Origin of the sequence: Saccharothrix obliqua, from assembly GCF_019375475.1 — a bacterium.
GTDB lineage: Bacteria > Actinomycetota > Actinomycetes > Mycobacteriales > Pseudonocardiaceae > Actinosynnema > Actinosynnema obliqua.
The window spans coordinates 363,634-378,188 of the sequence record NZ_JAHXGQ010000009.1; the positions used below are offsets into that span (position 1 = coordinate 363,634).

Sequence of the window (14,555 nt, forward strand, 5' to 3'; positions counted from 1 at the left end):
TCCGTCCCGTGCGAGGAATCTGAGTGAGCACGTTCGCCGATCAGACGTTCACGCCTCCGGAGCTGATCCGGAACTTCTGCATCATCGCGCACATCGACCACGGCAAGTCGACCCTGGCCGACCGCATGTTGCAGCTCACCGGCGTGGTCGAGGAGCGGGCGATGCGCGCGCAGTACCTCGACCGCATGGACATCGAGCGGGAGCGCGGCATCACCATCAAGGCGCAGAACGTGCGCCTGCCGTGGCAGCTCGACGGTCGCGACCACGTCCTGCACATGATCGACACCCCGGGCCACGTCGACTTCACCTACGAGGTGTCGCGCGCGCTGGAGGCGTGCGAGGGCACGGTCCTGCTGGTCGACGCGGCGCAGGGCATCGAGGCGCAGACGCTGGCCAACCTGTACCTGGCGATGGAGAACGACCTCACCATCATCCCGGTGCTGAACAAGATCGACCTGCCCGCCGCGGACCCGGACAAGTACGCCAAGGAACTCGCGCACATCGTCGGCTGCGAGCCGGAGGAGGTGCTGCGGGTCTCCGCGAAGACCGGTCTCGGCGTCGGCGACCTGCTGGACGAGGTGGTGCGCCGCGTGCCCGCGCCGGTCGGCGACGCGGACGCGCCGGCCCGCGCGATGATCTTCGACTCGGTCTACGACACGTACCGGGGCGTGGTCACCTACATCCGGGTGGTGGACGGCCAGATCACGCCGCGCGAGCGGATCCGGATGATGTCCACCGGCGCGACGCACGAGCTGCTGGAGGTCGGCATCATCTCCCCGGAGCCGAAGCCCAGCCGGGGGCTCGGCGTCGGCGAGGTGGGCTACCTGATCACCGGCGTGAAGGACGTCCGCCAGTCGAAGGTGGGCGACACCGTCACCCGGGAGAAGAAGGGCGCGGTCGAGCCGCTGGCCGGCTACCGCGAGCCCAAGCCGATGGTGTACTCCGGCCTGTACCCGGTGGACGGCTCGGACTACCCGGAGCTGCGCGAGGCGCTGGAGAAGCTCCAGCTCAACGACGCCGCGCTGACCTTCGAGCCGGAGACGTCGGCGGCGCTCGGCTTCGGCTTCCGCTGCGGCTTCCTGGGCCTGCTGCACCTGGAGATCACCCGTGACCGGCTGGAGCGCGAGTTCGGCCTCGACCTGATCTCCACCGCGCCGAACGTGGTGTACCGGGTGATCATGGAGGACGGCGCGGAGCACGTGGTGACCAACCCGTCCGACTGGCCCGAGGGCAAGCGGGCCGAGGTGTACGAGCCGGTCACCAAGTGCACGATCATCGCGCCCAGCGACTACATCGGCGCGATCATGGAGCTGTGCCAGGCCAAGCGCGGCCAGCTCGGCGGCATGGACTACCTGTCCGAGGACCGCGTGGAGCTGCGCTACACGATGCCGCTCGGCGAGATCATCTTCGACTTCTTCGACTCGCTGAAGTCCCGCACGCGTGGTTACGCGTCGCTGGACTACGAGGAGGCGGGCGAGCAGGACGCCGAGCTGGTGAAGGTCGACATCCTGCTCCAGGGCGAGGCGGTGGACGCGTTCAGCGCCATCGTGCACAAGGACCACGCCTACAACTACGGCACGCGGATGGCGACGAAGCTGCGCGAGCTGATCCCGCGCCAGCAGTTCGAGGTGCCGATCCAGGCCGCCATCGGGTCCCGGGTCATCGCCCGCGAGACGATCCGCGCGATGCGCAAGGACGTGCTCGCGAAGTGCTACGGCGGTGACATCACCCGCAAGCGGAAGCTGCTGGAGAAGCAGAAGGAGGGCAAGAAGCGGATGAAGATGGTGGGTCGCGTCGAGGTGCCCCAGGAAGCCTTCGTCGCCGCGTTGTCCACCGACGACTCCGGCAAGGACAAGAAGAAGTAACGCTTCCCCGAACTCTGTCCGGACGGACGGGGTGCGGCGGTCGGGTCAGCCCACCATGGTGGCGGGATCCGGCCGAGGGGGGCTGTGGTGGAGCACGTGCTGAAGGGCTACGTCGACGGGTGGAGCGACCCGTCGGCGTTCGCCATGAGGTACCGGATAGGGCACTCGTCGGGCACGACGGAGGCGCGGTTCGCGGGCACCGGCGAGTACCGGCTCAGCTCCACCATGACCGCCGGCCACCGGCCGCTGGTGTTCACCGGCCGGGTCGCGGTGCGCGATGTGCGGGAGCTGGCGTTGACGGCGTTGCGGGCGGGCCTGTGGCGGGCAGGTGGGGACACCACGCCGGGCGGGGTCGACGCCGAGGCGTTGATCCAGGTCACCGCGGGTCCGGAGACGTTCACCGTGACCGTCTGGACGGGCGACGCGGCGCTGGTGCGGCCGTTCGACGCCGTGCAGCAACGCATCCTGCGCCTGGTGCACCGGCTCACGGCCGGTGCGGTGCTGGAGGTGGGGAAGTAGCGTCGAGCAGCTCCAGCGCGCGGGCGTACTTGACGCGCAACCGGTCCCGCGTGGCCGGGTCGAGCAGCGCGATGCGGGCCGGTGACGTGTTGTCCGCGATGTCGGCCCGCTTCACGGCCACCGCCACCGGGTCGGCCGCCACGCGCCGCAGGTAGTCCTCCTGGCGCTCGCCGGGCCGGTGGCTGAGCGCCAGCACGGTGTCCACGACGTGCCGGGGGCAGCCCGCGGCGACCAGGTCGTCCGCCGTCACGGCGGTGTCCTCCACGACGTCGTGCAGCACGGCGGCCATCCGCGCGTGGTCCCCGGTCACCCGGTCCATCACGCGCAGCGGGTGGTCGATGTACGGCCGGCCCGATTTGTCGACCTGCCCGTGGTGCGCCCGGCGGGCGATCCGGACGGCGTCGGCAACCGTGAAGAGCACACCTCCCATGGTCACACCCTTGACAAGGCCCAGTGGTCTAGTCCATTTTGCCAGTGGCCCACGTCACCTGCTGGGCATGGCCGCCGATGGGAATTGATGGAGGTGGACGTGGCTTCGAGGACGAGACGCGCGCTGGGCGCCGCGCTGGCCGGGTTGTTGGCCATGGCGGGCCTGACGCTGGTCGTCGCGGGCAGCGCCTCGGCGGCCAACCTGGTCGCCAACCCCGGTTTCGACTCCGGGGACACGAGCGGCTGGACGTGTTCCAGCGCCGCCGCGGTGACCACGCCCAAGCGCAGTGGCACGCACGCGCTGGCGGCGACCCCCGCGGGCGGCGACAACGCCCGTTGCTCGCAGAACATCGCCGTGCGGCCCAACACCGCGTACAAGCTCTCCGCATGGGTCCAGGGCAGCTACACCTACCTCGGCGTGACCGGGACCGGTAGCGGCGACAAGAACACCTGGACGCCCGGCACGGGCAGCTTCACCCAGCTCTCGCTGGAGTTCACCACGGGCGCGACCGCGTCCACCGTCACGATCTACGTGCACGGCTGGTACGGGCAGGCCGCCTACTACGTGGACGACGTGGTCCTGGACGGTCCCGGCTCGCCGACGACCACGACCACGACGACCACCACCACGTCGGACGACACGACGACCACCACCACGCCGCCGACCACGACGACGACCACCCCGCCGGACACGAAGCTGCCGAAGCACGTGCTGACGGGTTACTGGCACAACTTCGACAACGGCTCCCGCGTGCTCAAGCTGGCCGACGTGCCCACCACGTACGACATCGTGGCGGTCGCGTTCGCCGACGCGGTGCCGGCCACGCGCGGCGCGGTGGCGTTCAACCTCGACCCGACGCTGTCGAGCAAGCTCGGCGGCTACACCGACGCGCAGTTCAAGGCGGACGTCCGCACCCTCCAGTCCCGCGGCCAGAAGGTGATCATCTCGGTCGGCGGCGAGAAGGGCACGATCTGGGCCGGTGACAGCGCTTCGGCGACCGCGTTCGCCAACAGCGTCAAGAAGCTGATCACCGACTACGGCTTCGACGGCGTGGACATCGACCTGGAGAACGGCGTCAGCTCCACCTACATGGCGCAGGCGCTGCGGAGCATCCACGCGGGCGGCGGCAAGATCATCACGATGGCGCCGCAGACGATCGACATGCAGTCGACCGGGCAGGAATACTTCAAGCTGGCGCTCGCCGTGAAGGACATCCTCACGGTCGTCAACATGCAGTTCTACAACTCCGGCACGATGCTGGGCTGCGACCAGAAGGTCTACTCGCAGGGCACGGTGGACTTCCTGGTGGCGCTCGCGTGCATCCAGCTCCAGAACGGCCTGCGGCCCGACCAGGTGGGCCTCGGCCTGCCCGCGTCGCCGTCCGGCGCGGGTGGCGGCTACCAGTCGCCCGCGAACGTCAACAAGGCGCTGGACTGCCTCGCGAAGGGCACGAACTGCGGCTCGTTCAAGCCGTCGCAGACGTGGCCGGGCATCCGCGGCGCGATGACGTGGTCGATCAACTGGGACGCCTCCAGCGGCTGGGCGTTCTCGAACACGGTCGCACCGCACCTCGACACGCTCCCGTGATCGCGGTCCCGTCCCCCGGCGGATCCGTCCGCCGGGGGACGGGCCGGGCGGTTCCCGCCGATCGGCGGACTATCGTCGGGGTCATGCTGGAACGACTCGACGTGCCGGTGGTCGCCGCGCCCATGGCGGGTGGCGCGTCCACCCCCGAACTGGTCGCCGAGGTGGGCCGGGCGGGTGGCCTCGGCTTCCTCGCCGGCGGCTACCTGACCGCGGACGCGCTCGCCGGGCAGCTCAAGGCGGTGCGGGCGCTGGGCGACGCGCCGTTCGGGGTCAACCTGTTCGTGCCCGGCCCGAAGTCCACCGCGGACGTGGGTCGTTACCGGGAACGCGTGCGGGCGCAGTCGCCGGTCGAGCCGGGCGAGCCCCGCTGGGACGACGACGCGTACGCCGCGAAGCTGGAACTCGTGATGGCGATGCGGGCGCCGGTCGTGTCGTTCACGTTCGGCCTGCCGGACGCGGGTGACGTGGCGCGGCTGCACGCCGCGGGCGCGACCGCCGTGGCGACCGTGACCACCCCCGCCGAGGCGCGGCAGGCGGCGCAGGTCGGCGTGGACGCCCTGTGCGTGCAGGGCGCCGACGCCGGCGGGCACCGGGGGACCCTCGCGGACGACGGCGTGTCGCCGGGCGGCGGCGAGCTGTTCGGCGTCCTGGCGGCCCTGCGCCTGGTCCGCGCCGCGGTGGACCTGCCGCTGGTCGCGGCGGGCGGCCTGGTGCACGGCGCGGACGTCGCCGCGGTCGTCACGGCAGGCGCGGTCGCCGCGCAGCTCGGCACCGCGTTCCTGGCCTGCCCGGAGGCGGGCACCCACCCCGCGCACCGCCAGGCGCTCGCCGACGGCACCCGCCGCACGGCGTTGACCAGGGCGTTCAGCGGACGTCCGGCCCGCAGCCTGGTGAACCGGTTCGTCGCCGAGAACACGGCGGACGCGCCCGCCGCCTACCCGGACGTGCACTACGTGACCAAGCCCGTGCGCGCGACCGGCGACCCCGAGCTGATGGCGTTGTGGGCGGGGCAGACCTACCCGCTGCTCCGGTCCGCCCCGGCGGCCGAGCTGGTGGCGCGGCTGCACGCCGAGGCACGTGCCGCGGTGGCCGCCGCGAGCGAGCGGTTCGCGCCGAGCTAGCGCGGGGCGTCGGCGGCCAGGCGGAACAGGTCGCGCGTCGGGTGCACGTCGACCGGGATGCGCGTCCCGACCGCGACGACCTCCTCCCCGGCGACGAAGTGGCTCGTGGTGAACGGCGGCCGGCCCGGCACGGTGACCAGCATCCGGATCCTGGTGCACCGGTCGTCCTCGCCGCACGGCACGTGTTCGGCCGACGTGACCTCGCCCATGACGCGCACGCCGGCCGTGTCCAGGGCACGCCACACGCGCTGGTCCCGCAGGGTGCCGACGACGGCCACGACCAGGACCACCGCGGTGAGCGGGGTCCAGACGAGGCCGGTGACGACGACGCCCTGCCGGTCGTCGTCGGGGACGTACCCGCTGACGCCGGCCAGCAGGACCAGCGGGCCGGCGCAGACGACCAGGAGCCCGAGCGCGGTCCAGAACGGCTGCTCGAAGAAACCCGTCGGACGGTTCACGGGCCCTTCGGCCTCGCGCGTCCCGGCGCGGGAAGCACTTCGCGGATCTCCTGGCACGGGCCGGATGTTACGGACCCGACCCGGGGATTCGGGTGTGGTCGCCGCGCCCGCTTCGGCCACCGCGTGCTCAGTCGCGCTTCTCCAGCGAGGAGTTGCGCTTGCTGTAGGCGAAGTAGACCACCAGGCCGATGGCGAACCAGATCGCGAACCGCAGCCACGTCTCCGGCGCGAGGAACGTGATCAGCCAGATGGAGAACACCACGCCGATGGCCGGCACGACCGGCATACCGGGCGTCTTGAACGTGCGCGGCAGGTCGGGCTGCCGGTACCGCAGCACGATCACGGCCACGCAGACCACCACGAACGCCAGCAGGATGCCGATGTTGGTCAGCTCCGCGGCCTCGGCGATGGGCAGGAAGCCCGCGATGAGCGCGGAGGCGACGCCGAGCACCCACGTCGTGCGCGTCGGCACGTGCTTCACCGGGTGGGTCTTGGCGAACCACCGGGGCAGCAGGCCGTCGCGCGACATCGAGTAGCCGACGCGGGCCGCGCCGAGCATGAACGTGAACAGCACCGTGGTGATGCCCAGGACCGCGCCGACGGAGATGATGATGCCCAGCGCGGGCAGGCCGATGTCGGCAAAGGCCGTGGCGAACGCGCTTTCGGCGTCGACGTCCTGGTAGTTGACCATGCCGGTCAGCACGAGGCACGCCAGCACGTACAGCACCATGGAGATGGCGAGCGAGTAGATGATCGCCTTCGGCATGTGCCGCTGGGAGTCCTTGGACTCCTCGGCGGCGGTGCTCATGGCGTCGTAGCCGAACACGGCGAAGAACACCGTGGCCGCGCCGGTGAACGCGCCGGACAGGCCGAACGGGAAGAACGGGTTGTAGTTCTCGGTGTTGATGTGGAACACGCCGACCGCGATGACCAGCAGGACGATGGCGACCTTCAGGTACACCAGGACGGTCTCGAACCGGGCGGCGTTCTTCATGCCCAGGTTCAGCACCCACGCGATGAGCAGGCACAGCAGGACGGCGAAGAGGTTGACCTTGTAGCTGCCCGCGGCGACGTCGCCGGTTTCCGTGCCGGGCGCGCCGAGCATCCACTCCGGCAGGTGCAGGCCGAGCAGGTTGAGCAGTTCGTTGAAGTAGCCGGAGATGCCGATGGCGACGACCGCGACGATCGCGGTGTACTCCAGCAGCAGGTCCCAGCCGATGAACCAGCCGACGATCTCGCCGAGCACCGCGTAGCCGTAGGTGTAGGCGGAACCGGCCTTGGGGATCAGGCCCGCGAACTCCGCGTAGGAGAACGCCGCCGCCGCGCTCGCGATGCCCGCGATCAGGAACGAGATCAGCACGGCGGGTCCGGCGGTCTTGTTCGCCACCGCGCCCGCGAGCGAGAAGATGCCGGCGCCGATGATGCCGCCGATGCCGATGGCGGTGAGCTGCCACAGTCCCAGGGTGCGGGCGAGGCCGGTGCCCTTCTCCTCGGATATCTGCTCGATGGGCTTGCGGCGGAACACGCCGGAGCCCTGGCCGAAGCCACCCTGCACGGAGGTCATCTGCTTGCTCCCTCGGGTCGTGTGCGGCGTACCGTACGCGCGTCGACGACGACGGGGTTTGTCCGATCGGATGACCTCAAACGCGATTTCTTGTTCGAGCGGACTAGGAACCGGCACCTGTCAAGACGATCTTGCCGGCGGTCTCGCCCGCCAGCATGGCGCGCAGGCCCTCCTCGGCGTCGGACAGCGGCAGGGTCCGCCCGATCCGCGGGCGCAGGTCGTTGAGGGCGCAGAACGCGAGCAGGTCGCCCAGCTCCGCGCGGGTGCCCATGGTCGAGCCGACCACCCGCAGCTGGAGGAAGAACAACCGCTGCAACTCGGCGGCCGACGCGTCGCCGCTCGTCGCGCCGGAGACCACGACCACCCCGCCGGGCTTGAGGGACTTCATCGAGTGCGACCAGGTGGCCTTGCCGACGGTCTCGAACACCGCGTCCACCCGCTCGGGCAGGCGCGCGCCCGGTTCGAACGCGGCGTGCGCGCCCAACGACTCGGCCAGCGCGCGCTTCTCCTCGGTGCGGCCGGTGACCCACACCCGGAAACCACCGGCCCGGCCGAGCTGCACCAGCGCCGTGGCCACGCCGCCCGACGCGCCCTGCACCAGCATCGTCTGCCCCGGCCGCAACCCGGACTTCACGAACAGCATCCGGTAGGCGGTCAGCCACGCCGTGCCCATGCACGCCGCCTCCGCGAAGGACAGGTCGGCGGGCTTGGGCAGCGCGTTGCGGGCGGGCACCACGACGTAGTCGGCGAACGTGCCCTGGTGCTTCTCGGTGAGCAGCGTGCGGCCCGGGTCCAACGTCTCGTCACCGCTCCACGCGGGGTCGCCGATCACCGAGTGCAGCACCACCTCGGTGCCGTCGTCCAGGACGCCCGCGCCGTCGCAGCCCAGGATCATCGGGAAGCGCTCGGGCTTGATGCCCACGCCGCGCAGCGTCCACAGGTCGTGCATGTTCAGGCTGGCGGCCCGCACCGCCACCCGCACCCAGCCGGCCGGCGGCTCCGGGTCGGGGCGCTCGCCGACGCGCAGCGCGGCGATCGGGTCCTGCGGGCTCGGCTCGGCTGCGTAGACGGCGAACATGACCCGGAACCTACCGAGAGGCGTGGGCGCTCGTGCGGTGAACCACGTCACGGCAGTAGGCTCGACCCGTGCTGGACGCGATCGCGCAGTGGTGGGACGGGGTCGAGCTGTGGCTCGCCCAGCTCCCGTTCCCGTTCCAGTTCGCCCTGCTGATGGTGGTGCTGCTGCCGCTGTCCCTGGGCGCGGCGCGGCTGATCGACCGGGTCGTGGACAACGCGTCGTCCCGGTTCAACCCGGTGCCGCCGGTGGACCCCTCGGCCGAACCCGACCGGGTGGACGCGAGCACCCCTTCGTAGGCTGGCGGCGTGACTCCCGCCCGCCGCCTCACCGTCGCCCTGGTCGGCCTGATCGCGCTGGTCGTGGTCGGCTACTTCGCCAAGGACCTCGGCGGCTCCTCGGAGCCCGCGCCGACCACCTCGTCCGCACCCACCCGCGCGCACGCCACCGGTGGCTCGGCCGCGCGGAGCGCGACCGCCGAACCGGCCGAGGTGCCCGGCGCGGCGTCCGGGCTGCCGGTGCGGGCGTTGTCCGCGCTGCCCGCCGAGGCGGCGGCCACCTGGCGGCTGGTCGAGCAGGGCGGGCCGTTCCCGTACCCGCGCAACGACGGCGTGCCGTTCCGGAACCGGGAGAAGCTGCTGCCCGCCAAGTCCGGCGACTACTACCGCGAGTACACCGTGCCGACCCCGGGCAGCTCCGACCGGGGCGCGCGTCGGCTCGTCACCGGGTCGTCCGCCGAGGTCTACTACACGAGTGACCACTACTCGTCGTTCGTCGTCGTGGACGTGAAGCGATGACCCACCGGCACGTGGTGCGCCCCGGCGCGCGTTCCAAGTCCGCCGCACTGGCGGCGATCGGCGAGGCGATGGACTTCCCGGACTACTACGGGCAGAACCTCGACGCCCTCTTCGACTGCCTGACCGACCTGTCGTGGCTGCCCGCGGGTCACCACGTGCTGGTGTGGGAGGGCGGCGACGAGGACGTGGAGGACGTCCTCGTCGACGCCGCCGCCGTGATGTCGCACGGCGAGCGCACGTTCTCCGTGCGCCGGCCGGGCTAGTCCTCGGCGGGCACCCAGGACGGCTTGCGCTTGGCCATGAACGCGGCGATGCCCTCCTGGCCCTCGGGACCGCCGAAGTGCCGCGCGGACAGCTCCAGCATGTCCGCGAACACCTCCGGCAGGCCCGTGGCGCGTGGCTCCTGGAGCATCCGCTTGGTGGCCGCCAGGGCGTTCGGCGCGCCCAGCGCGAGCATGTCGGTGTAGCGGGCGACCTCGGCGTCCAGGCCGTCGGCGGGCACGGACGCGTTGACCAGGCCGATCTCCCGCGCGCGGGCGGCGTCGAAGGTCTCGCCGGTGAGGAACAGCTCGTGCGCGGCGCGGGGCAGCAGGCGGGGCAGCACGGTCACCGAGATGACGGCGGGCACCACGCCGACGCGCACCTCGCTGAACGCGAACGTGGCGGTGTCCGCGGCGACCGCGATGTCGCACGCGGCGACCAGGCCGACGCCGCCCGCGCGGGCCGGTCCGGCGAGCCGGGCGACCACCGGCTTGGGGCTCGTCCACAGCTGTTCGAGGATGGCCGGGAACTCGTTGACGCCCTGCTGGTCGGCGGTCGCGCCACCCGCTTCGCGCAGGTCCATGCCGGAGCAGAACACCGGCCCGGTGTGGGTGAGCACCAGGACCCGCACGGCGTCGTCGGCCAGCGCCGTCGCCAGGTGGGCGGTCAGCTCGGCACGCAGCCGCGTGGACAGGGCGTTGCGGTTGTGGGGGGAGTCCAGCGTGATCGTCGCGATGCCACGCCGCACCTCGTAGTGGACCAGCTCGTCTGCCATGGGCCGCACTCTACGAGGCCGCGGATCGCCGACCGCGGTTCCGGGAGGACCCGGGTGCGGACCGACCCGCCCGCGACCGGCGAACCGGTCGCGGGCGGTGCTCCGTCAGGCCGTCCGGGCGGTCAGCCCGGCCGCCACCGCGGCGTCGTAGCGGTGCAGGACCAGTTCCGCCACCTCGGGGTCGGCGCCCAGCGGCGGTGCGATCGCGGCGTCGCCCGCCAGTGCCGCCACGCGGTCCGGGAGCAGGCCCGGCGCGAGGAACCACGACGCCACGGCGATCCGCCGCGCGCCGCGTGCCCGCAGCCGCGCCGCGGCCGTCGGCACGTCGGGCGCGGCGGTCGACGCGAACGCCGCCTCCACGCCCGCCCACCCCGAACCGGCCGCCCACCGCCGCGCGATCGACGTCACCAGCGCGTTGGCCGGCGCGTGCGACGAACCCGCGCCCGCCAGCACGACGCCCACCCCGGCGTCACCCGACGCGACCCCGACCGACGCGAGCCGCCGCAACGCGGCCGACTCCAGCCGGGGATCGGGCCCGAGCACGTCCGCGATGGTCACGTCCAACGACGGCGCACGCGCCTCCGCCACCGCGCCCGGCACGTCCACGCGCGCGTGGAACGCCTTGCCCAGCAACAAGGGCACGACGACCGCCGACCGGTGCCCGTCACCGCGCACGGCCCGCAGCACGTCGCCCAGCCGCGGCGCCGACAGGTCCAGGAACGACCCCCGCACGTCCAGCGCCGGCCGCAGTGCCCGCACCACGTCGAGCAGCGCGTGCACGGTCGCCGCCGACCGCGGGTCCCGGCTGCCGTGCGCCACGGCCACCAGCGCGGTCACATCGCGCCCGTCAGGCCGCGTGCCCGCAGCACGGCGCGCTCCAGCGGCCGGAACACCAGCAGCTCGATGCCCACGCCGACGAGCAGGATCAGGAAGATCGCCGCGATGACCATGGAGATGTCGTTCAACGACGACCCGTTGTGCAGGTACTGCCCGAGACCTTCGCCCAGTTGCGGAGACGTGGCGATGATCTCGGCGGCCATCAGCGACCGCCACGAGAACGCCCAGCCCTGCTTCAACCCGGCCAGGTAGCCGGGCAGCGCGGCGGGCAGCAGGATGTGCCGGGCCTGCGCGAGCCTGCCCGCGCCCAGCGCCTGCCCGACCCTCGGCAGCAGCGGCGGGATCTGGTCCACGCCCGCCACCAGCCCGTTCGCGATGGACGGCACGGAGCCCATCAGCACCACGAAGTAGATGGTGGACGGGGTCGCGCCGAACCACAGGATGCCCGCCGGCACCCACGCCACCGACGGCAGCGACTGGAGGCCGGTGACCAGCGAGCCGATCGCGGCCCGCACCACCCGCACCTTGGCGATCAGCAGCCCCAGCGGGGTGGCGATCACCACGGCGGTGAGGAAGCCCAGCACGGCCCGGTGCACGGACGTCCACAGCACGTCCAGCGCGCGCCCGGTCCGGATGGCCTCGGCGACCGCCGCCCACACCGAACCGGGTGACGGCAGCTGGTACTCCGGCCAGAACGCCGCCGCCCACAACGCCTGCCACACGCCGATCAGCAGCGCGAAGGCGATCAGCGGCGGCACGGCGGTGCGGACGAACCGCTTGCCCGCCGACGGTCGGCGCTCGGTGGTCGGCGCGTCCAGCGCGTCCAGGCCCGCGCCGACGGCCGCCAGGTCGTTGTCAAGCCGCGGCGTGGCCACTGATCACCTCCCGCAACCGGGTGGTGATGTCGTTGATCAACGCGGTGTGGTCGACGTCGGCCGTGGTCCACTCGCGGACCACGCGGCCGGGCCGGGACGACAGCAGCACGACCCGCTGGGCCAGCCGCACCGCCTCGCGGACGTCGTGCGTGACGAACACGATCGCGGTCCGCGTCTCCTGCCAGACCCGCACCAGCTCGGCCTGGAGGACGTCGCGGGTGATGGCGTCCAGCGCCGCGAACGGCTCGTCCATCAGCAGCAGGCCGGGTGTGCCCTCCTCGGCGCTGCCGAGGGTGGACGCCAGGGCGCGGGCCAGCGCGACGCGTTGCCGCATACCGCCGGACAGCTCGTGCGGGCGCTTGTGGCCCGCTTCGCCCAACCGCACCAGGGACAGCAGCTCGTTGGCCTTGTCCCGCCGCTCACCGCGCTTGAGGCCGGCCAGCCGCAGCGGCAGCTCCACGTTGCGCGCGGCGGTCAGCCACGGCATCAGCGCGGCCTCCTGGAACATCACGGCGGGCCGCGAGGTGGTCAGCTCGATGGAGCCCGCGGTGGGCGCGTCCAGGCCGGCGACCAGGTTGAGCAGGGTCGACTTGCCGCAACCGGACGCGCCCAGCAGGCACACGAACTCACCGGGGGCGACCCGGAGGTCGACCCCGTCGAGCGCGGTCACCGCGCCCGGTCCGTGCCCGAACGACTTGCGCACCCCGGACAGCGTGACCGCGGCATCCAATGTGGACAGAGAGGTGTTCTCCAGCGTGGCGGTCATGGTGTGCCTGCCTCCCCGAGCTACTTCTTGTCCAGTCCGGCGGTGTCCACGGCCGGTTTGCCCGCGGCGGTGAGCACCTTGTTCAGCAGGGTGAAATCGGCGAGCCCGGCCACGTCCGCGGCCTCCTTCGCCACACCGGCGACGACCGCGTCCTGCGCCAGCCTCGGGAACGTCTTCGCCTGCGGGTCGAGCGTCAGCTCGATGTTGTCGAACGCCCGGTCCAGCACCGGTTCGCCGAGCGCCTTGCCGGTCAGCGCCTTCAACGCGCCGTTGACGACCTGCTTCGCGTCGGCCTTGTTGTCCAACGCGTAGTCGGTGGCCGCCAGGTGCCCCTTGAGGAGGGCTTCGACGGTCTGCGGGTGCTCCTTGAGGAACTTGGTGCGGACCAGCAGCACCGTGGTCGGGAACTGCCCGCCCTCCCACAGCGACTTCTCGTCCAGCAGCACCTTCGCCTCGGCGTCGAGCACCAGCCGCGACGACCACGGCTCCGGCGCCCAGGCGCCCTGCACGTCGCCCCGGCGGAACAGGTCGAGCGACTGGGAGTTCTCCGTGTTGGTCACGTTGACCTCCGCCGGACCCGTGCCGATCGCGAGCTTCTGGTCCGCCAGCCACTTCTTGAGCGACACGTCCTGCGTGTTGCCCAACTGCGGCGTGGTGATGACCTTGCCCTTGAGGTCGGCCGGCGAGTTGATGTCCGGCTTGACCACGAGCTGCGCGCCGCCCGACGTGGCGCCCGCGACCAGGCGCACCGCCTCGCCCTTGGACTTGGCGTAGGCGTTGATGGCCGGGCCGGAGCCGATGAACGTGGCGTCCAGCGACTCGCCGAGCAGCGCGTTGACCGCCTCCGGTCCCGCGTTGAAGGTCTGGGTGGTGAGCTTGGTGTTGCCCAGCTCCTTCGCGAACAGGCCCTTGTCGACGCCGATGAGCGCGGCGGCGTGGGTGACGTTCGGGAAGTAGCCCAGGCGGATCTCGGCGGCCGGGCCCTTGTCCTCGGCGGGCGCGGCGTTGTCGCCGCCGCCCGCCCGTGAGCACGCGGCAAGGGTGACGAGCGCGGTCAGTAACGCCAGTGACTTGGTTATGGTGCTGCGTCTGGTGCTCACGGCGGCGGCCTTTCTCGGGGGTCAGGGACCAGGGGACACGAGGGCGTGGCTGTCGGTCTGGGCGGACGTGCCGCCCTCGGCGCGTTCCACCACGACGTCCGGCACCGGCAGCGGAGCCCCGACCAGGCCCGCGGCCAGCGTGCTGCCGTCCGTCGCGTCGATGACGAGGAACGCACCGGTGCGCCGGTGGCGCGTGTACTCGTCGATCGGCACCGGTTCCGCCGTGCGCAGCGCGACCTGGCCGATCTCGTTCAGGTTGAGCGAGTCAGGACTGCCCGTGCGGGCCAGTTTCTGCTCGTCGAAGCGGGTGTGGAGGTCGGTGACGACGGCCTGGACGGTGCGGGTGCCGTGTTTGAGCAGGACCCGCGCGCCGGGGGTCAGCGGCCGTTCGGCCAGCCAGCACAGGGTCGCGTCGAACTCGTCGGTCACCCGCGGTGGCTCCCCGCCCACGACCAGGTCGCCCCGGGACACGTCCAGGTCGTGCGCCAGCAGCAGCGTCACCGACCGGCCCGCCGCGGCCTCGGT

At 72.1% G+C, this 14,555-nt stretch carries 17 protein-coding genes; 7 read left to right on the forward strand and 10 right to left on the reverse strand.

Features of this window, described 5'->3' with window-relative positions; genetic code table 11:
• The first annotated feature begins 23 nt into the window (after positions 1–23).
• Together lepA and KZQ38_RS27175 are read left to right on the forward strand one after the other, a co-directional pair.
• On the forward strand, positions 24–1,865 hold the full coding sequence (gene lepA / locus KZQ38_RS27170) for a translation elongation factor 4 (protein ID WP_219445744.1): 1,842 nt from the start codon (positions 24–26) through the stop codon (positions 1,863–1,865).
• Between the two features lie 87 nt (positions 1,866–1,952).
• A complete protein-coding gene (locus KZQ38_RS27175) occupies positions 1,953–2,384 on the forward strand; it encodes a hypothetical protein (protein ID WP_219445745.1) in 432 nt (143 codons plus the stop codon).
• On the opposite strand, the gene KZQ38_RS27180 is transcribed toward KZQ38_RS27175, so the two are convergent.
• Entirely contained in the window at positions 2,350–2,814 is a 465-nt protein-coding gene (locus KZQ38_RS27180; RefSeq protein WP_219445747.1) for an HD domain-containing protein, read from the reverse strand. The two genes, KZQ38_RS27175 and KZQ38_RS27180, sit on opposite strands and share 35 nt — an antisense overlap.
• A gap of 99 nt (positions 2,815–2,913) precedes the next feature.
• On the opposite strand from KZQ38_RS27180, the gene KZQ38_RS27185 reads away from it, so the two are divergent.
• Together KZQ38_RS27185 and KZQ38_RS27190 are read left to right on the forward strand one after the other, a co-directional pair.
• A complete protein-coding gene (locus tag KZQ38_RS27185; RefSeq protein WP_372452288.1) occupies positions 2,914–4,401 on the forward strand; it encodes a chitinase in 1,488 nt (495 codons plus the stop codon).
• 83 nt (positions 4,402–4,484) lie between these two features.
• Positions 4,485–5,522 carry a nitronate monooxygenase gene (locus KZQ38_RS27190; RefSeq protein ID WP_219445751.1) on the forward strand — a complete coding sequence of 346 codons (1,038 nt, stop codon included), beginning with the start codon at positions 4,485–4,487 and terminating at the stop codon, positions 5,520–5,522.
• On the opposite strand, the gene KZQ38_RS27195 is transcribed toward KZQ38_RS27190, so the two are convergent.
• From KZQ38_RS27195 to KZQ38_RS27205, 3 genes are all read right to left on the reverse strand, one after another.
• Positions 5,519–5,980, reverse strand: coding sequence for a hypothetical protein (locus KZQ38_RS27195; protein ID WP_219445753.1), 462 nt, complete (start codon positions 5,978–5,980; stop codon positions 5,519–5,521). The genes KZQ38_RS27190 and KZQ38_RS27195 overlap by 4 nt on opposite strands.
• Positions 5,981–6,107: 127 nt before the next feature.
• The gene (locus KZQ38_RS27200; RefSeq protein ID WP_219445755.1) at positions 6,108–7,544 is read right to left on the reverse strand and encodes an amino acid permease; all 1,437 of its coding nucleotides are present in this window, start codon (positions 7,542–7,544) and stop codon (positions 6,108–6,110) included.
• 103 nt (positions 7,545–7,647) lie between these two features.
• Positions 7,648–8,622, reverse strand: a complete 975-nt coding sequence (locus KZQ38_RS27205; protein WP_219445757.1) for a zinc-binding dehydrogenase — start codon at positions 8,620–8,622, stop codon at positions 7,648–7,650.
• Positions 8,623–8,690: 68 nt separating this feature from the next.
• Here KZQ38_RS27205 and KZQ38_RS27210 point away from each other — a divergent pair, with 68 nt between their 5' ends.
• Genes KZQ38_RS27210 through KZQ38_RS27220 form a run of 3 tightly spaced genes read left to right on the forward strand, consistent with a single transcriptional unit; the run spans position 8,691 to position 9,679 of the window.
• Positions 8,691–8,918: a hypothetical protein gene (locus tag KZQ38_RS27210; protein ID WP_308258616.1), complete on the forward strand. Its 228-nt coding sequence runs from the start codon at positions 8,691–8,693 to the stop codon at positions 8,916–8,918.
• A 9-nt stretch (positions 8,919–8,927) separates the two neighbouring features.
• A complete protein-coding gene (locus KZQ38_RS27215) occupies positions 8,928–9,416 on the forward strand; it encodes a guanyl-specific ribonuclease (protein ID WP_219445759.1) in 489 nt (162 codons plus the stop codon).
• The gene (locus KZQ38_RS27220) at positions 9,413–9,679 is read left to right on the forward strand and encodes a barstar family protein (protein ID WP_219445760.1); all 267 of its coding nucleotides are present in this window, start codon (positions 9,413–9,415) and stop codon (positions 9,677–9,679) included. Before KZQ38_RS27215 ends, KZQ38_RS27220 begins: the two co-directional genes overlap by 4 nt.
• Here KZQ38_RS27220 and KZQ38_RS27225 read toward each other — a convergent pair.
• The 6 genes from KZQ38_RS27225 to KZQ38_RS27250 form a co-directional block, all read right to left on the reverse strand.
• On the reverse strand, positions 9,676–10,452 hold the full coding sequence (locus KZQ38_RS27225) for an enoyl-CoA hydratase-related protein (RefSeq protein ID WP_219445761.1): 777 nt from the start codon (positions 10,450–10,452) through the stop codon (positions 9,676–9,678). The genes KZQ38_RS27220 and KZQ38_RS27225 overlap by 4 nt on opposite strands.
• Positions 10,453–10,557: 105 nt before the next feature.
• Positions 10,558–11,289 (reverse strand): sirohydrochlorin chelatase, encoded by a 732-nt coding sequence (locus KZQ38_RS27230; protein WP_219445762.1) that lies wholly within the window; start codon positions 11,287–11,289, stop codon positions 10,558–10,560.
• A complete protein-coding gene (locus KZQ38_RS27235) occupies positions 11,286–12,164 on the reverse strand; it encodes an ABC transporter permease (RefSeq protein WP_219445763.1) in 879 nt (292 codons plus the stop codon). The genes KZQ38_RS27230 and KZQ38_RS27235 overlap by 4 nt, the downstream gene beginning before the upstream one ends.
• The gene (locus KZQ38_RS27240; protein WP_219445764.1) at positions 12,145–12,930 is read right to left on the reverse strand and encodes an ABC transporter ATP-binding protein; all 786 of its coding nucleotides are present in this window, start codon (positions 12,928–12,930) and stop codon (positions 12,145–12,147) included. The genes KZQ38_RS27235 and KZQ38_RS27240 overlap by 20 nt, the downstream gene beginning before the upstream one ends.
• A 20-nt stretch (positions 12,931–12,950) precedes the next feature.
• Positions 12,951–14,030 (reverse strand): ABC transporter substrate-binding protein, encoded by a 1,080-nt coding sequence (locus tag KZQ38_RS27245; RefSeq protein ID WP_219445765.1) that lies wholly within the window; start codon positions 14,028–14,030, stop codon positions 12,951–12,953.
• 21 nt (positions 14,031–14,051) lie between these two features.
• Positions 14,052–14,555, reverse strand: a 504-nt coding sequence (locus KZQ38_RS27250) for an elongation factor 1-alpha C-terminal domain-related protein (protein ID WP_443706244.1), incomplete at its 5' end; no start/stop codon positions are given.